This window comes from Pseudovibrio axinellae, assembly GCF_900110875.1.
Classification (GTDB): Bacteria; Pseudomonadota; Alphaproteobacteria; order Rhizobiales; family Stappiaceae; genus Pseudovibrio; species Pseudovibrio axinellae.
Map to the genome: position 1 here is coordinate 377,583 of NZ_FOFM01000001.1, position 16,942 is coordinate 394,524.

Annotated in this window: 14 protein-coding genes and 1 pseudogene; 10 read left to right on the plus strand and 5 right to left on the minus strand. The window is 49.8% G+C overall.

Annotated features, from left to right (window positions below):
* The first annotated feature begins 173 nt into the window (after positions 1–173).
* A complete protein-coding gene (locus tag BMZ51_RS01700; protein WP_208979215.1) occupies positions 174–1,724 on the plus strand; it encodes a sensor histidine kinase in 1,551 nt (516 codons plus the stop codon).
* 45 nt (positions 1,725–1,769) lie between these two features.
* Positions 1,770–2,126, plus strand: a complete 357-nt coding sequence (locus BMZ51_RS24255) for a GFA family protein (RefSeq protein WP_208979216.1) — start codon at positions 1,770–1,772, stop codon at positions 2,124–2,126.
* 164 nt (positions 2,127–2,290) lie between these two features.
* Here the strand turns inward: BMZ51_RS24255 and cobT are convergent, their stop codons facing one another.
* Complete coding sequence (cobT, locus tag BMZ51_RS01710; RefSeq protein WP_074881710.1) at positions 2,291–3,322, minus strand: nicotinate-nucleotide--dimethylbenzimidazole phosphoribosyltransferase; 1,032 nt, start codon at positions 3,320–3,322, stop codon at positions 2,291–2,293.
* A gap of 198 nt (positions 3,323–3,520) precedes the next feature.
* Here cobT and BMZ51_RS01715 point away from each other — a divergent pair, with 198 nt between their 5' ends.
* From BMZ51_RS01715 to BMZ51_RS01730, 4 genes are all read left to right on the plus strand, one after another.
* Entirely contained in the window at positions 3,521–4,339 is an 819-nt protein-coding gene (locus BMZ51_RS01715; protein ID WP_068003343.1) for an adenosylcobinamide-GDP ribazoletransferase, read from the plus strand.
* Positions 4,340–4,448: 109 nt separating this feature from the next.
* On the plus strand, positions 4,449–5,600 hold the full coding sequence (locus BMZ51_RS01720) for an alpha/beta hydrolase (RefSeq protein WP_068003340.1): 1,152 nt from the start codon (positions 4,449–4,451) through the stop codon (positions 5,598–5,600).
* Between the two features lie 41 nt (positions 5,601–5,641).
* Positions 5,642–5,860 carry a DUF1289 domain-containing protein gene (locus tag BMZ51_RS01725; protein WP_068003337.1) on the plus strand — a complete coding sequence of 73 codons (219 nt, stop codon included), beginning with the start codon at positions 5,642–5,644 and terminating at the stop codon, positions 5,858–5,860.
* The gene (locus BMZ51_RS01730) at positions 5,848–6,546 is read left to right on the plus strand and encodes a retropepsin-like aspartic protease family protein (protein WP_068003334.1); all 699 of its coding nucleotides are present in this window, start codon (positions 5,848–5,850) and stop codon (positions 6,544–6,546) included. Before BMZ51_RS01725 ends, BMZ51_RS01730 begins: the two co-directional genes overlap by 13 nt.
* Positions 6,547–6,682: 136 nt before the next feature.
* Here the strand turns inward: BMZ51_RS01730 and BMZ51_RS01735 are convergent, their stop codons facing one another.
* From BMZ51_RS01735 to BMZ51_RS01750, 4 genes are all read right to left on the minus strand, one after another.
* Positions 6,683–7,495, minus strand: a complete 813-nt coding sequence (locus BMZ51_RS01735; RefSeq protein WP_175484992.1) for a sulfite exporter TauE/SafE family protein — start codon at positions 7,493–7,495, stop codon at positions 6,683–6,685.
* Between the two features lie 49 nt (positions 7,496–7,544).
* The gene (gene dusA, locus BMZ51_RS01740; RefSeq protein WP_068003327.1) at positions 7,545–8,564 is read right to left on the minus strand and encodes a tRNA dihydrouridine(20/20a) synthase DusA; all 1,020 of its coding nucleotides are present in this window, start codon (positions 8,562–8,564) and stop codon (positions 7,545–7,547) included.
* A 414-nt stretch (positions 8,565–8,978) separates the two neighbouring features.
* Positions 8,979–9,431 carry a GNAT family N-acetyltransferase gene (locus tag BMZ51_RS01745; RefSeq protein ID WP_068003323.1) on the minus strand — a complete coding sequence of 151 codons (453 nt, stop codon included), beginning with the start codon at positions 9,429–9,431 and terminating at the stop codon, positions 8,979–8,981.
* Between the two features lie 260 nt (positions 9,432–9,691).
* Positions 9,692–12,418 carry a cation-transporting P-type ATPase gene (locus BMZ51_RS01750; protein WP_068003320.1) on the minus strand — a complete coding sequence of 909 codons (2,727 nt, stop codon included), beginning with the start codon at positions 12,416–12,418 and terminating at the stop codon, positions 9,692–9,694.
* Between the two features lie 810 nt (positions 12,419–13,228).
* On the opposite strand from BMZ51_RS01750, the gene BMZ51_RS01760 reads away from it, so the two are divergent.
* The 4 genes and pseudogenes from BMZ51_RS01760 (at position 13,229) to BMZ51_RS01780 (ending at position 16,928) form a co-directional block, all read left to right on the plus strand.
* Positions 13,229–13,534 (plus strand): hypothetical protein, encoded by a 306-nt coding sequence (locus tag BMZ51_RS01760; protein WP_068003309.1) that lies wholly within the window; start codon positions 13,229–13,231, stop codon positions 13,532–13,534.
* A gap of 335 nt (positions 13,535–13,869) precedes the next feature.
* Positions 13,870–14,498 (plus strand): annotated as a pseudogene (locus BMZ51_RS24710) (HalD/BesD family halogenase).
* 525 nt (positions 14,499–15,023) lie between these two features.
* A complete protein-coding gene (locus BMZ51_RS01775) occupies positions 15,024–16,493 on the plus strand; it encodes a type III effector (protein WP_068003300.1) in 1,470 nt (489 codons plus the stop codon).
* 198 nt (positions 16,494–16,691) lie between these two features.
* Positions 16,692–16,928, plus strand: coding sequence for a hypothetical protein (locus tag BMZ51_RS01780; protein ID WP_068003297.1), 237 nt, complete (start codon positions 16,692–16,694; stop codon positions 16,926–16,928).
* Positions 16,929–16,942: the final 14 nt, after the last annotated feature.

Consider the following 16,942-nt stretch of genomic DNA (forward strand, 5'->3'; position numbering starts at 1 on the left):
CTTGCAATCTGAAATAGAACATGTCCCAAAATGGGTCAATACGTTAATATTGCTTATCGTCCGTATACTCAGAATTAACCTTGTAATGCAGAGCAATCTTAAGAGATCATGTTCATTCTGGTCAAAAGGGCAAGTATCCCGTCAATCTATTGGCACATAGAGGCCGAGAATACATGAACAACGGATCGTCGCAGAATATTAAGGGTAAAACAACTATAAATAGTGAGCGGGCAAATCGTCGGCGCGAAGTTGCACGTACACTTAAGGACGCGCGAGAGCGTCTTGAAACGCTTGGCGGGGTTCACCCCAGCTTTGAAGCTGACCTTATTTTGATGTTTGTGAAGAACAGGCTGTCAGTGGTTTATGCTGTGCCGTTGATCGCATTTGTGGCTGCTGGGATCTCAACGGTCTGGCTCCCCATTCAAGTCACCGCCAGCTGGCTTGTCATCATGCTGCTCTCTCACTTACTGATTATTCTTTCTACCAAGCGCCTGGAAAAAAGTTTGGGCAAAGAGGGTAACCTGCGTTCGATACGCAGAGAGCTTCTTGCTGGAGACATGCTCTATGGTGTTGTTTGGGCTATCTTTTTTATTACAAACCTTCAATATACGGCGGATTACGGGTTTGGAGTTTTCCAGTTCGCAACCATGCTGATTGTCATTGCCATGGCAACAATGCTGTCCTCCCCCCTGCCCGGTGCTTTGCTAGCTGCAACAGCTCCAATAACCGTCGCACTGATCGTCAGTTTTTGGCACTATGACAGCATTCCTCACTATGCCATGGGGTTGATGGCGATAGGTGCACAGGTGTTCTTTTATATCTTGAGCAAACAGCTGCACAACTCGGCTTTGACACTGCTTGAGTACCGTGCAGAAAAGGACCATCTGATCTCTGAGATGGAACAGGTGAATGCGATTTCTCAGGAAGCACGGCGGCGAGCTGAAGAGGCGAATCTAGCTAAAACACGTTTTCTTGCGACAATGAGCCACGAATTACGCACACCACTGAATGCGATTCTCGGGTTTTCGGAGGTGATGAAAGACGAAGTGCTCGGCCCAATGTCTAACAAATTATATCTAGAATACACTAGGGATATCAATCAGTCCGGCCAACACCTGCTGAATCTAATCAATGAGATTCTCGATTTGTCGCGTATTGAAGCGGGTCGCTATGAGCTTCAGGAGGAGCCTGTCTGCCTTCGCGATGTCGCTGCAAATTGTAAGCACATGATGCATATGCGAGCAGCTGAAAAGAACGTTGAAATCCACGAGGTTTATGAAAAAGGCCTCAACAAGGTTTGGGCCGACGAAAAGGCGCTTCGGCAGATGGTTTTGAACCTGCTGACCAATGCAGTGAAGTTTACTCCAGCTAAAGGCGAAATTACGATTCAGGTGGGAAGCGATAGCGCAGGTGGCCAGTATATTCGCGTCAGCGACACCGGTGCAGGCATTCCGGAGGAAGAGATCCCCGTCGTTTTGCAGGCCTTTGGACAAGGAACACAAGCCATTCATGATGCCGAGCAAGGCACTGGCCTTGGGCTTTCGATTGTGCAAGCCTTGGCGCAAATGCATGGTGGGGAATTTGAACTGACCTCAAAGCTGCATGAGGGGACGCAGGCAACCATTTTGCTGCCTGTATCACGTGTCTTGAGCCAGCTTGACCCTGCCCCAACGACCGACCAGAATGGGCGTAAAGATAGGGAATCCTTGCTTCGTGCTGGTTAAGGCTATACGTTCTTATTTTGTTCTAAATTATTGAGGGGGAATTATATGCTTCGTGGTTCTTGCCATTGCGGCGCGGTCAGTTTTGAATTTCGTGAAAAACCAGAATGGCTTACAGAATGCAATTGCTCTGCATGCCGACGTTTCGGCACTGTTTGGGCCCATGGGTCACCTGAGAATGTGACCGTAGAACAGAAGCCAGATGCGAGCTTTACCTACTCCTGGGGTGACAAGTCTTTAAAGTTCCATACTTGCAAGACTTGCGGCGGCACAACGCATTGGACATCTGTTGATCCTGACGGTGATAAAATGGCCGTTAACACGCGCATGGTACCGGCGCAGGACGTGAAAGATATTCGGGTTCGCCACTTTGATGGTGCTGATACCTGGCGTTATCTTGATTAAGTGAATTCAGCAAGACAGCGTTTGCGTTGATGTTTGCGTTGTTTTGAAAGGAACCTGCATTTTCTGCGTGGGTTTGTAAAAATACAAAGGCCGCCTCGCACCATTGGTTGCAGGCGGCCTTTTTAAATTTTATCCCCCTCCTGTTTCAAAGGGGTATGGTGGTTTTACACCTCTTGAGCTTTAACACCAGCATCAGCAAATGTTGCCATGCCTGCATGGGTTGCTGCCGCGGCCTTGATGATGCCTGCTGCAATAGCTGCACCGGAGCCTTCGCCAAGGCGCAAGCCGAGGTCGAGGATTGGCTTGCCGCCCATTTCAGCGACCGCCTTGCGGTGGGCCGGTTCCGCTGAAGCATGAGAGAACACGCAATGGTCCAGTGCGGAGCTGTCCATTTTGTAAAGAATGGCTGCGGCCGCAGATGTTACGAACCCATCAATAACGACAGGAACCTGTTGCATGCGCGCTGCCAGAATAACGCCTGCCATTGCCGCAATTTCACGTCCGCCGATACGACGCAGAACTTCCAGCGGCTCCACTTTGCCTGCACCGCCAATGCGCTGTACGGCTTGTTCAACCACAGCAACTTTGTTCTTAAGCGCTTCGCCTGCAACACCAGAGCCTGGACCAACCCACTCTTGCGCTGTTCCGCCAAACAGGGCGTAGAAGATTGCAGCGGCGACTGTTGTGTTGGCGATGCCCATTTCGCCGATGCAAAGCAGGTCTGTTCCACCTGAGATCGCTTCCATGCCAAAGGCCATGGTTGCTGCGCACTCGGATTCTTCAAAGGCGTCTTCCTCGGAAATGTCCGGGGTTGGCATTTCCAGCGCCAGTTCAAACACCTTCAGGCCCAGGTCATACGTGATGCAGAGCTGGTTGACGGCTGCGCCACCGGCTGCAAAATTGGAAACCATCTGGGCGGTCACTTCTTTCGGGAAGGCTGAAACACCTTTGTCTGCAACGCCGTGGTTTGCCGCAAACACAGCAACCAGAGGGCGTGTTACCTTCGGCATCGGCAGGCCTTGCCACGCTGCGAGCCATTCTACCAGCTCTTCCAGACGGCCAAGAGAGCCAAGTGGTTTGGTTAGCTGCGCATCGCGTTTTTTGACTGCTTCGATAGCCTCAAGGCTTGGACCTGGCATCGCGCCCATCAGGTTTTTGATATCATCGAACGGCAGTGCCGACGTGGCAAGAGACATACGCTTCTCCGAACTTTAGTGATCCGCAAAATGGATTTTTGCGTTTTGTTGTTTGCGCTGTTCTATAAGCTACTGGTGCCGGAATACAAATGAGACTTATCAACTATTTGTGGTTTACGCGACTTTGCAAACTACAAATAGTTGTTCTAACTGATCTGAGCTGCTTAAATTCCCGTTCCGTTTTTATGAGACCCCGTCATGTCTGATGATCAATACCACCTAGATTCGGTTCCACCCACTCACTCCATCCTTGCCGAAATCGCAGAGTTGGTGCGTTTCTTTTCCCGCATCCCACTTCCCAAATTAGGCAAGTGGGACTCCTTGGAAAAACTTCCGGACTTCAGCACCAGTACACGCAGCATTGCGCTGGCTGGAATCATCATCTCGCTTCCAAGCATGCTGGTGTTGTTTATTTTGTCGCTCGGCTCGCTCCCAGGTCCTGTGATTGCATTGTTAGCTGTTGCCACTGCTGCTGCTGTACAAGGCTGTCTGCACGAAGACGGCATGGCTGATGTGGTCGATGGCTTCTTTGGCGGGCACACTGCCGAGCGACGGCTAGAGATCATGAAAGACAGCCGCATTGGTGCCTTCGGGACCGTTGCTTTGGTTCTGTCCCTTAGCTTGCGCTGGCTGTTACTGAGCGTATTGTTAGAGGTGTTTGGAGGGGCTGGTGCTGCGCTTGGCTTTCTTGCAGCAGAAACAACGGGCCGTTTGGGTATGGTTTGGATTTGGCACAAGATTCCTGCAGCTTATCAGGGTGGTTTGTCGACCCGTTTCGGGGTCCCGAAAAACATCGCGGTTTACTGGGCAACACTTTTTGCCCTGCTGCCTCTTGCGCTTTGCCTGTTTTATTTGAGTTTCGGGCAAGTGGTGATGGGCGTTTTGGTCGGTCTCCTACTCGTGTGGGTCCTTGCTCGCCTTTCCCGTGCAAAAATCAAAGGAATTACGGGTGACGTTTTGGGGGCTGCGCAACAAATTGGGTCCATTGGCTTCTTGCTGGGCGCCTTTATTTTGTAAAGCAAACGCCCGCTGCAATCATTTGCTAGCATTTTAGCTTTAATCTAATCGCATTGCTTGCTTGCAAAGCGGCCAGTTATCCTTTGTATCTTTCAGGCTCGGAGAAATCATGAGGCATTTTTTGGCTTGCAAACTTTCAGCTGTGATACCGGCTGTGCTGGTGCTGGCTGTGCTTGCCGGTTGCGCCTCCCGCCCCGGACCTGATGCCCTGCGTGTTTCACTTGAAGAGGCACCTGGGACCAAAGAGGTGAGCATGCTGATCGCCACGACCAGAGCCCGCTCCAGCGAACCTCATGAGCTTTATTCTTCAAAACGCTCCGAAGTACTGGACTTTGGCTCAGCGACAATTTCCATTCCGCCAAATCATGAACCCGGCCGAATTCAATGGCCATCATCACCACCGGGCAATCCTGCCACTGACTTTGTTGTTCGCCAAGCAGCATACATTGATGGGAAAGACGCATTCCGAGCGCAAGTTAATCAAGAGCTTGCAAAGCGCTCCCTTGAAGCACGTAAGGCCGTTGTCTTCATTCATGGGTACAACACACGTTTTTCAGAGGGGGTTTTTCGGTTGGCGCAAATGGCTGCCGACGCCAAGGAAAGACGTCTGCCCATCCTGTTTACCTGGGCATCTGCGGGCAGCCTGACAAACTATATTTATGATACCAACAGCGTCGCTATTGCCCGTGATGGATTGCAAGAGGTTCTACTGGAGCTAACAAACTCCAACGCAACCCAGGTTACGATTATCGCACACTCGCTTGGAAACTTGCTCCTTCTGGAGACATTGCGGCAAATGGAGCTCCAAGGCATCGGGCTTTTGAAAAACAAAAAAGTCACGGTTGTCATGGCATCGCCTGATATCGACATTGATGTTTTCAAAACAATGATTACCTCTCTTGGATACCGTGCGAACCCCGTGTTTGTTCTGGTCTCACGAGATGATCGCGCCCTGCGTTTCTCGCGCCGGATTGCAGGCGGTACAGCGCGGGTTGGAGATGTGGAAGATGACGAAATACTGACACAACTTGGGGTCGTTGTTATCGACTTGACAGATGTTGAATCGCAGGATGCTATCAACCATGATAAGTATGCTCAGCTCGCTCAATTCGGGCCGCAACTTGTAAAATCACTTGAGCGGGGCAAAGCCAATCGGAGCAAGCAGGGTATTGGGGGCCGAGTTGGGAAGGCGGGGCGCAGCTTCTCAGAGTTTTTAGGGCATACGGCCAAGATTGTGGTTAGTACCCCCGGAGCCCGTTGATGGTGAACTTGGAATCGCATTGAATTTGCAAGGATGTAATATTGCCTGACGATCTTAAGCCAGCTGACAGTCCGTGTTTAAAACTGTGTAAGCTTGATGATACAAAACAGTTTTGTGTGAGCTGCTGGCGACATATTGATGAAATTACAGGCTGGCGCTCCCTTTCCACAAAAGCGCAACATGCGGTGCTGGCCAGCCTTCCAGAGCGTAAAGCCAAATTTTATGCTGGGAAGAGGAAGGAAACACAATGCGCTGGATGATAGGCCTTGTGATCCTTGTTGGCGCCATGGCGCTTGGCGTTTCAACTGGGTACCTTGGCACACCTGAATTTCTTGGCGAGCGGTTTCAAGAGGATGGGCCGCGGCTGGTATCACTTGCAGCCATTGGTATCGTGATTTTGATGGGCATGTTCGTGCGCCGCCCTGCTGCGCGGGAGGTTTTCGGCGCAGTGGCATTTTGGGGTGGTCTGGCTTTGCTGCTTATCATCGGTTACTCATACCGTTATGAGCTGATGAGCGTTCGCGACCGCGTTATGTCAGAGCTGTTCCCCGGTTCTGTTGTTCAGTCCGCAGATGGTGAGATGGTCGTTTCTCGCGGTGCACATAATCAGTTTTTCGTTGATGCACTGATCGATGGTGTCTCTGTCGACATGCTGGTGGATACAGGTGCCTCGCACATCACTCTCACGTATCGCGACGCTCGGCGGGTCGGTATCAACGTCGATGAGCTTACGTTCAGCATGCCTGTTTCAACAGCAAACGGCATGGGATTTGTGGCGCGTGTGCGCTTGCAGGATATGCAGATTGGCGACTGGCACTTGCAGGAGGTCCCTGTCTTCGTCGCCCAGCAAGAAATGCTTTCCACCAGCCTTTTGGGTATGAGTGCGCTTAGCACCTTTGCCAGTTGGCGCATGGAAGGGAACCAGTTGATATTAAAGGCCCGATGATCGTTTCTTTAGATCCGTCACCGCTGTGCAGCTTTTCTCGTGCAAGCGCTGTGCTTAAGGTTTGTAGCCGGCCTCCAAAACAAAAAGCCGCTGGCGATGATGTCAGCAGCTTTTTTGTTATTCACGCACTCAACGGCTACAGCACAGAGACCAAGAACCTTGCGCTGACGATCAGCAGGAAAATTCCGAATGTGATCTCCAGCTTTCGTTTTGGCAATGTGTGAGCGGCGCGAACGCCCAGCGGTGCGACCAGAACTGAAACCGGGATAATCAAAACTACGGCCAGCACGTTGACGTAGCCTACAGAAAATGGCGGCAGGTTTGGAGCTCCCCACCCTGCGGCCATCATGCCAAAAATTGCCGGAATTGAGATTAAAACTCCAACGCCGGAAGAGGTTGCGACAGCTTGATGGATTGGGCGGCCAAACAAGGTCATGAATGTGTTGTTCATGACGCCTCCGCCAATCCCCATCAGGGTGGAGAAAAACCCAATCAACACGCCAATTAGCCCACGAACTGGATTCTTCGGGATCTCCTGACCCAGTTTCCAGCTTTCGCGGTTAAACAACATGCGCATGGCCACCACAAAAGCGATGACCGCAAAAATTCCCTTGAGCGTTTGACCTGAAACCATAGCTGCAACAAACGAGGCCGCCAGAACACCAAGCGGTATTGGAATGACCCAGCTTTTAAGCAAGGCAAGGTCAACCGCCCCTTTCTTTTTATGAGCAAAGAAAGAGCGCAGGGATGTTGGCACGATAATCCCAAGTGACGTGGCCACTGCAACGTGCATCACGACTTGTGGGTCTACGCCGATTTCACTTAAAACACTGACAAGGATCGGGACAAGAATTGCTCCCCCTCCGATGCCGAACAAGCCAGCGAGAAATCCGGCCAGAGCGCCGGAGGCAACCAATGCAGCTGCGAAGCCGAACATCGGCACCCACATAATGTCCAAGCTAAATCCCTTTCAATGTCCTGATCGTTTTAATGGCGCTTTAAGCTGCCCGGATCGCATTTTGATGATGTGCAACAGCGGCCAATGCGTCATCCAAAACCGTGATGTCTGCACCAGGTTTATTGGCTTCAACCGTCATAATACGGCGGAAATGACGTGCGCCTGGAACACCTTGATAGGTGCCCAAGATATGACGGGTAATCGACGCCAGCTTTGTGCCCGCATTCAACTCGTTTTCAATGTAGCCACGGTAAGCGTCCATTGCTTCTACAGAGGTAAGTGCGCTCTTGTCTTCGCCATAAACAACACGGTCTATATGAGCGAGCAGCATCGGGTTTTGATAGGCGGCACGGCCCATCATAACACCATCAAGTTTCTCCAGATGAGCGGAGGTTTCTTCCAGGGTCGCAACACCACCATTAAGCCCGATGAAAACATCTGGCAGGCGCTGTTTAAGGCGATAGACCAAGTCATACTCCAGAGGCGGTACATCCCGGTTTTCTTTTGGGCTCAGCCCTTTAAGCCATGCTTTGCGTGCATGCACCCAAATAGCATCACTGCCCGCTGCGATGACTTTGTCAGCCAGCGTGTTCAGCGCTTCTTCCGGCTCCTGATCGTCAACACCAATGCGGCACTTTGTGGTGACAGGAATGGAGACGGCATCTTTCAGGGCTGCAATGCACTGCGCCACAAGGTCTGGCTCCAACATAAGGCATGCGCCAAATTTGCCTGATTGCACGCGGTCAGAGGGGCAACCAACATTGAGGTTAACCTCATGATAGCCCCAGTCTTCGATCATCTTTGCGCACTCTGCCAAGGCTTTGGGGTCAGAGCCACCAAGCTGACAGGCCGTCGGCTGCTCGCCTTCAGAAAAGCGCAGATGACGTTCCTTGTCACCATGGATCAGCGCACCTGTGGTGATCATCTCGGTGTAAAGGAGAGCGTTTTTTGATAGAACACGATGAAATGCACGGCAATGTCTATCAGTCCAATCAAGCATCGGCGCAACGGCGAAGACAGACTGGTTGATATCATAGAGTTTTTTTGTTTTTTCAGTCATTTAGCATTCCAAAGACCCTGCTCAATTCATAGCGATTGGCACCATAGTCTCAAAATAACGTAATATGGCAGTGTCTCATATTGCGCTCAAATAAGGACCAAGTGAAAGGGCACAATCACTCACAGACAGAGTAAGATATTTTCCCTCAAACGGGCGGCCCAAACCGTGCTCAACAAACGAGAGATCAATCTATCGCTTCCAAGTGGACTAGAACGCACCCCAAAACCCGCAAAGGCTTTAAGTGAGGTAATAAAGCGATCGCTTAAAGATCACAACAAAAACATTGGTCGCGGCAAAGTCACAAGTTTGGGAAACTATTCGTGACCGCTATGCGATTGCAGACTTGGATTGTGCCGAGATCCGCTCTGAGCACATCGTTGAGTTCGCAACACAGTTCTCACAGAACGTTCCACCTCAAGGGCAATTCAGAGATTTACGAAAATAGACAACTCTATCAGTCTCATCAAAACCCCAGCTCGCATGGGCCATGTGGGATTGTTTATTATCTAAGCTTGCGTCTGAGCAAAGCTCTTGAAAACCGCTCTGGATCAGATCATCAGTAATTTGCTGAATTATAGATCGCCCGATACCTTGCCGCAGCTGAATAGGATGAACCCATATTCCCTCCAAAAAAGGGACGGGTTGAGCAGTACAACCATTAGCATATTCGCGTATGCAAATTTCGGCAAAGCCAACAGGCTCGCCACTTGGTAACAATGCAATGTAACCCCACCTCTTCTTGGCTCTAAGCATCTTACTTATATCCGTAAGGTGTTCATCAACTGAGAGGCTATCCCAAAGCTTAAAGCGCATTTCTGCCCAGACCGTAATATCCGCTTCGCGCATTTTCCGAATAGTAACTGGCATAAATTCCCCTCGGATCAGATATTTAAACGCAATAGTGATGTATCAAGATTTTGCTGAACTGTTTTGCATATGTCCAGCTTTCGGGGAGTATTGGCTGCGTTATCCAATTTAGCCATAACATCTTTGGAGAGCCAATTTTGACGATCCTACTAAGGCGCTAGGACGTTGACTAAGCCAAGGGGGACAAGCTGCAAAAACGGCTTTTTTGCTAGTGTCTAGCAGGCTGGGCAAGTTGGGTATGTAGACGCAGGCTTTTGAGATTATCTCGCCTTCAAGTTCAAACGCACTTGTTTTTCGATTTCAACAATTGCGAAGAGTGTTAGTCCGGTTCCGATAATGAGCAGACCGTCGAAGAATGGAATTGCTCGCGTTTCAAAAATTCCTTGCAGAAGAGGAATATAGGTTATGGCAAATTGGGCCAATGTAACCGTGATCACCACAATCCAAACAATCCTGGTGCCTCGGATTGCCTCCCAAGTAAGGGAGGTGCTGTATATATTGCGAATGAAGAACAGGTGGAATATTTCCATCACGACGAGCGTGTTGAGCGCAATTGTTCGGGCAAGTTCTACTGAGTATCCACGTTCGATTGCGTAACTGTAGATCCCAAAGACACCGCCAAGGAATAGAGCAGCTACCAGAACAATATGCCAGACCAACTCGCCCGTCAGTAATGGCTCTTCCTGTGGGCGCGGCGCGCGGCGCATCGTGTTTTTCTCAGTTGGCTCAAAAGCAAGAGCGATCCCCAAAGTTACTGCTGTAATCAGATTGACCCAAAGAATTTGAACCGGCGTAATTGGTAGGGTCATACCAAACAGCATGGCCACTAGTATGGTACTCGCCTCACCTGCATTGGTCGGCAAAGTCCAGCTAATAACTTTCTTGATATTATCATAGACGGTGCGGCCTTCCTGGACAGCAGCCGCAATTGAGGCAAAATTATCGTCAGCCAAAACCAGTTCTGCCGCTTCCTTAGCCGCTTCGCTTCCTTTTTTGCCCATGGCTATACCGGCATCGGCGCGTTTTAATGCGGGGGCGTCGTTTACACCATCTCCGGTCATTGCCACTGTCATGCCATGGGATTGCAACGCCATTACCAAACGCAGCTTGTGTTCAGGGCTGGTGCGCGCAAAAATATCGCAATCAAGCACCTCCTCCTTAAGCTTTGCATCATCAAAGGTATCTAGGTCATTACCTGTGAGCACCTTGTTGGGGTTTTTCAGACCTATCTGTTTGGCTATCGCGGCAGCGGTTGCTCCATGATCGCCAGTGATCATTTTCACACGGATACCAGCATCATGACATTCACCAATCGCTGTGATTGCCTCTGCCCTTGGCGGATCAATCAGCCCGACCATGCCCAGCAGTGTGCAACCACCCTCCACGTCCGCATGATTTAATTGCATGTCTTCATTTGGGATGTCTTTTACCGCAAATGCCAAGACACGCTGACCAAGTGAAGCTATGCCGTCTGCTGTCTTGCGCCAGTAGGCCTCCTCAAGGCGCTCAGATCCGCCATCCGCCTTACGTTGCTTGTTACACATGGCTAAAACGCGCTCTGGCGCTCCTTTGATAAACACAGAGGCGCGATTGTCTGGGCTATGGTTTAGTGTCGCCATAAAGCGGTGTTTTGCATCAAACGGGATCGTATCTACGCGACGCCAGGTGTTCTGCTCACCTTGGGCACCCACGCCGCATTTTGCTGCAAATGCAAGCAGCGCGCCTTCCATCGGGTCACCTTCAACCACCCAAGCCCCTTCGCGCTCTCGAAGCTCTGCGTCATTACATAAAACCGCAGCTCGGGCTATTTCTCCCAAAGCAACATGCTCAAAAGGTGAGACGACCTTATCATTGAGTTTGAGCAAACCTTTCGGCTGATACCCCGCCCCTTCCAATGTAAACACACTTTGGTGAACCAGCGCTGAGGTCACCATCATCTCGTTAAGGGTCAGCGTGCCCGTTTTATCGGTGCAAATTACGGATACTGATCCGAGTGTTTCGATGGCCGGAAGCCGCCTAACAATAGCGTTTTGACTGGCCATTGCTTTGACGCCAATCGCCAAAGTGATGGTTAATATGGCGGGTAAACCTTCAGGGATTGCAGCCACCGACAACCCAACGACGGCCATAAACAGCTCTGTGAAGTCGTAGTGATCAACAAAGTATCCGAATAAAAGCAACAGGATAGCTATGGCAAGGATGAGGACGGTCAACCATTTGGCAAACACATTCATCTGTTTTACGAGGGGCGTCGTAAGCGTCTCCACCTTTGAGATCAGACCGCTAATGCGCCCAATCTCTGTAGAGGCCCCTGTCGTTACGACAACGCCTTTGCCTTGGCCAGCTGTTACCAATGTACCGGAAAAACCAAGACAGGAGCGCTCACCTAGCGGCGCATCCATAGCCACACAGGAGCAGTCCTTGTCCACCGGAACGGATTCACCTGTCAAAATAGCCTCTTGTATTGAGAGGCCGTGTGCAGAAAGCAGCCGGATATCAGCTGGAACTTTGTCCCCCGCCTCCAGCAGCACAATGTCACCAGGAACGAGCATTTCACCGGCGATGCTCTGACGCATTCCATCACGCAGGACCGAGGCGTGGGGCGCGAGCAGCTCATGGATTGCATCCATTGCTTTTTCTGCATTTCCTTCCTGAATAAAGCCGATAATGGCATTGGTAAACACCACGGCCAAAATGACGGAGGTGTCGATCCAGTGATTAAGAAACGCTGTAATAAGAGCGGAGCCAAGCAGCACATATATCAATATGTTATTGAAATGTAGCAGGAAACGATGGATTGCGCTGCGCTTTTCTTGCTTTGGCATACGGTTAAGTCCGTGCGTTAACACACGAGACTCGGCTTCTTTTTGTGTCAGACCTGCGGGATTGGTGCCTAGCTTTTTGAGCACCTGTTCAATCGAACTTGTGTGCCATAGGATTTGTTTTTCTTCGGCACCTGTGTCTTGCTTCACTGCTAATTTCTGCATTGGCCTACTCGCTCACCCAAGTTATGGCGCCGAAAACTCTGCGGTCATAGGTGTTAGAAAACGAAGCAACTATGGGTGAGACTATTTTACATAACATCTCAACAATGCAACTTGATCCACATCAATTCAAGCTTGTTGGCGGTATCTCGTGGGAATACAGTTCAGGAGGTTCGTGCGAGCGTGAATTTTATTTACTGAGCGAGAATTCGATAAATGCCGTGAAATATGCGTAGCCCAGAATGCCGAAGGGTACTAGAAACGCGTGCCAAAGCCCGATCTTTGATAGCCTTGTGTGTATCCGTTTTATCGGGTCATCTTTTTTTCGAAAAAATGCAGGAAGCAAATGGATCACGTTAAGGTTTGGGCAAAGCCCACGTTCGCGAAGTTGGCTATATTCATTCTGTTTTCTAATTCGATGAAATGAATAGATGCCTCCCGCAAAAATAACAATAATACCAATGTTACGCAGAGCATCGAAAATCAAGGCTTCACCTTTTCAGTTGTTGTTTTAACAGCCGCATCTTCTCCCAACGACGCACCCGCACTTAAGCGATCAGGGTTTAGCCGTCTTGTTTTAGCAGCGAAACCAACCAGGAGTTACTTCCTATTGAAATGTACAATTAAGGAGACTGATCAGCATTTGCGTTTGATCGGAACTTTATTGGTAAGCGCACTACCGAATTGTGTGCGGCGGAATTGATGCTCGGCAATACGCATTTGTCTGTGGGAAGTGCAGATTGTCGCATGGGGAAACTATCTATTACTGATAGTAAGCAGAGACGAAAGATAATACCAAATAAGGACAATTTTATGAAAATACTTTCTGCTTCGTTTGCGCTGCTTTTGGCAACAAGTTCCTTCGCGATTGCTAAGGACCAGGTGAACGTTGATGAAATGAAAGAGCTACTCATCACTGAACTGCGCGCCAATAACTGCGAAATCAAGTTTCCAGACTTGATGAAGATTTTGCAAAGCAAGGGCTTCACACCTGCCAAGAATGAAGCGACAGGCAAAAGCGACTTTGACATTGTTCAAGATGCAATCACGCAGCTAGACGATGAAAACAAAGCTGATACACAAGCCCGTACTTTGATATTGACTGATGGTTCTTGCTAATCAGGCAAGTTTATTTTTATAGTATTCGTCTAAAACCGGCTTTCTCCCAAAAGCCGGTTTTTTGCTCTCCAACACTGTGAGAGCTTACGTGGCAATGACCTCATCAGCACGATAACTCCTCCGTTGATAAAGGAATCCGGCAGTAGGCTCATGTTGTCAGCTTCACGTTTGACCTCCTCAAATTCGGAACTGATATATGTGACATTGACAGTTCTTCTGAAATTGAAACGTAAAGCGAGATCGAAAAACAGCTGAAACAACACTTCGACAGTTAAGAATGGAAGTAATCTATCACAAAGCCCAGGAATTGCTTGACCCGATCAGAATACATTCGCGTGAGTGTTTTGCTCCCTCCAGCTTTGAAAGAACTGGTGCGGACGAAAGCGCGTGAGATCGCAACAGCCGCTGGGCGGCGGATCAACATTACTGTCACTGAAACGTCCAACAGTCAGCGCAAGCTGGGTTCTATAAATGCGTACGACATCCGCAAACACGGTGACTTAATCCCCGAGCTTAATGGTTCCCTTCAACTGTGTCGCAGCCTGGAAGATACTACAGGCCATTATGTTTCTGATTGTGACTGGGAAAATGAGCGCATGACGATGATGCGCCAGACCAAATCCGGTGACACCCACGGTTGGCACTGGGGAGACTATTAATATGCGCTGGTCTTCATCATTGATCATCCGCCAATTGATCACGGTGGTATGTTGCAGTGCGTTCCACATACAACATGGGACAGCAGAACCCCATTATTTTCCATACTCTAACTGAAAGTCCAATCGACACCTATTTTCACCAGGGCGGCGATATTTATTTCTTCAGCACCGACACCACGCTACATCGCACCTACCCTTTAGAAAAAGAAGGCACCCGGATCATATTGAACTTCACCTATGATGGCCCGGATGGTGTCGAACGCTCGCGTACGCACGAAACTCAATCTGTTGTTTACGATTGGTGATCCTTACCTTTGCGTGGTCAGCAACCGGCATCGACACACAGATGCGACGGTTGTTTGATTTACTTTCAAAGGTGAATGACAGAAATAGGTCTCAAGGAATATACTGCAGCTGGAGTCACCTGTGGCAGAATGAAAGCCGCAATGACTTCAGTTTGCACCAATGCACCCCATTTCCCATCTCATCCTATCTGCTCATAACGGCTTAGCGACAGGTATTGCACGCAATAACAAATTCGTGTCGGTGCGTGAGGCGTTAAGCTTGTCAAGCTTGTCATTGGGTGCATGCGCATATCTGCGGTGATGTGGCCGTTTTTTTCGAAGCACTTCAAACTATGGCACAAACACTCGTTTTGTTAATCTTGCGCTTGTTGCATTGCGTGCTCACAGGAGTTTCACTGCGATAAAATCAGAGTGATAAATGTGAACGTCATCCCAATGAATATATTGGTTATTTTAAACTCCATGAAACATGAGAGATACATTCTTTAGGCAGAGGTCGAACGGTCATGTGTGAGGAGTGTATCGATGCCGCTTGGAAAGCAAAACCAAACTACAGAAGCTGGAACACAAGAAGAGCTGAGCTGGGCAAAACGCGTTTTTCAAGAGCTTAAAATCACCTATCCTGACACGGTAGATCAAGGCCAACAGGCTGAAGCTCAAATGCTGAAGCAAAGTGGGTTAAACACCACCGATAGCAAGGCAGTTGAAGCTTCGCTGGCTCAGGTCGCCTCTGAAAGTCCGGCTGCTCACAAAACTGCGGATAGCCTGATCAAAAGTATCGTCACGCTGTTTACACGTCTGGAAGGTGACAACGAGCTGAAAGGTACGTTGGATGCTATGCAGGCCTATACCGGTGACAACCCGAAATACGGCGTTGTAGGTCAGCTGGGAGCTGGTGGCTTTACTAAGATAGTCGACGGCGCCAAAAAGGGTAAGGACACAGATGTGACAGTGCGCGAAAAAGGCACCGCCTATTTCGATCTGTCGAATTCTCCTGCCTTTAGAAAGGCGCTTGAAAAAATCTATCATTCACCGGAGTTGCAGGAGAAGGTGAAGGATATCATCGACATCGACTACCTGCATAGCTTCAAGTTTGGCCCGCCGCGCGGTGCGCAACCTGGCAGCCAGGCTCCCGAAGAGCTTAAGCTTTACACCTACAGAAACGAAAACAAACAGAACGCCTCTGAGAACCCTGAGCTCTATGGCGATGTGCCGGGCAGTGACGACGACACAGTGCCGGAGAATGACGCACTGGCCGGACAAAGCCTGACGGCAAACCAGCGCAAGTACCGCACCCGCAAGAAAGGGGGCGATGGAGCATGGGCTACAGAGGCGGACCTTGAGGCCAATAAGCGCTTAACTGAACGCGAAGCAGCTTTTGCCCGAACGAACCCACGCAACAGGGCCGATAGAGAAGACTACCAGTTTAAAGACAAAGGCCCGGTCAAATCAGGTGAGTTGCCTTCCGAAAAGGTGATCGTGGAACATCAGCCCGGTTTTTCGGTCTGGGATGTGAAAGATGACACTGGTTTTGCCAAGGATGCAGAAATGCACAATAAGCCCACGGTGGCCGGTCCCTCAGGAACCACTGACCGCTTCATCACTGGCATTCGGTTGCTGGGTAAAGGCGTGATTAAAGAGTTGGGGCTGGAGGGAAACAATACCGAGGCGCAAGTTAAGGAGCTAGGGCGCTGGCTTGCAACCGGATATCTGGTTGGCGATGAGCACCACTCCGCTGTCGAAGTTAACCTTGGCGCTGCCAACCATGGCCTGAAACCACAATGGGGTTCGGATCTGTACACAGAGCCATTCTCTGAGCCAATCAAAGGGAAAGGCTTTGAGATTTCTAGTGAAACTGTGGTTGGACAGCTTGAGAAGAAACTTGAAACGGCAAAAGAAGATGCCGTGAACAAAGAGTCCTATCGCTTTGATCTGGAAGGCGGTTCTAAGGGCTCGGTTACACCTGATGGCCGCGTTAAGAAGCCTAGCAATTAGGAGATTTGCTTCTGCTTCTCTCTCAGCTTGCATTTTTTTGATGTTGGGAGAGAAGTCTTTTAGAGCGGCCGCAGCATCTTCCTCTGTATGCTGGCAGCTTTGATGATCCTTTGGGCATTCCTTAACACGCGTTAGGAAATTTTTAATGGAATCACACCATCATAAGAACATAGGAAGAACATCAGGTGTTTAATTACTATGTCCAAAAAGTTTCAGTGGCGGCAGCGTTGGAAAAACGTCCCAGACCACAATGTGGGCACGGGCGTCCTTAGTACTGAGATGAGCATGCGCGTTCATCGCGAAAACGCGGAAGACACCCGTAAGCGATGGCGGTGGGAGCTGCACCATAATGGTGTCGTGTGCAAAGGCAATGTCAACGATAAGGTTGAAGCCATGCAAAAAGCGCAGGATGCCTATATCGCTTACCTGCGCTGATCTTATCCGTTAAC

Excerpts from the sequence above, each read along its gene's own strand:
- BMZ51_RS01700 (WP_208979215.1), top strand. The coding sequence starts at position 174 with ATGAACAACGGATCGTCGCAGAATATTAAGGGTAAAACAACTATAAAT.
- BMZ51_RS24255 (WP_208979216.1), top strand. The coding sequence starts at position 1,770 with ATGCTTCGTGGTTCTTGCCATTGCGGCGCGGTCAGTTTTGAATTTCGT.
- cobT (WP_074881710.1), bottom strand. The coding sequence starts at position 3,322 with ATGTCTCTTGCCACGTCGGCACTGCCGTTCGATGATATCAAAAACCTG.
- BMZ51_RS01715 (WP_068003343.1), top strand. The coding sequence starts at position 3,521 with ATGTCTGATGATCAATACCACCTAGATTCGGTTCCACCCACTCACTCC.
- BMZ51_RS01720 (WP_068003340.1), top strand. The coding sequence starts at position 4,449 with ATGAGGCATTTTTTGGCTTGCAAACTTTCAGCTGTGATACCGGCTGTG.
- BMZ51_RS01730 (WP_068003334.1), top strand. The coding sequence starts at position 5,848 with ATGCGCTGGATGATAGGCCTTGTGATCCTTGTTGGCGCCATGGCGCTT.
- BMZ51_RS01735 (WP_175484992.1), bottom strand. The coding sequence starts at position 7,495 with ATGTGGGTGCCGATGTTCGGCTTCGCAGCTGCATTGGTTGCCTCCGGC.
- dusA (WP_068003327.1), bottom strand. The coding sequence starts at position 8,564 with ATGACTGAAAAAACAAAAAAACTCTATGATATCAACCAGTCTGTCTTC.
- BMZ51_RS01745 (WP_068003323.1), bottom strand. The coding sequence starts at position 9,431 with ATGCCAGTTACTATTCGGAAAATGCGCGAAGCGGATATTACGGTCTGG.
- BMZ51_RS01750 (WP_068003320.1), bottom strand. The coding sequence starts at position 12,418 with ATGCAGAAATTAGCAGTGAAGCAAGACACAGGTGCCGAAGAAAAACAA.
- BMZ51_RS01760 (WP_068003309.1), top strand. The coding sequence starts at position 13,229 with ATGAAAATACTTTCTGCTTCGTTTGCGCTGCTTTTGGCAACAAGTTCC.
- BMZ51_RS01775 (WP_068003300.1), top strand. The coding sequence starts at position 15,024 with ATGCCGCTTGGAAAGCAAAACCAAACTACAGAAGCTGGAACACAAGAA.
- BMZ51_RS01780 (WP_068003297.1), top strand. The coding sequence starts at position 16,692 with ATGTCCAAAAAGTTTCAGTGGCGGCAGCGTTGGAAAAACGTCCCAGAC.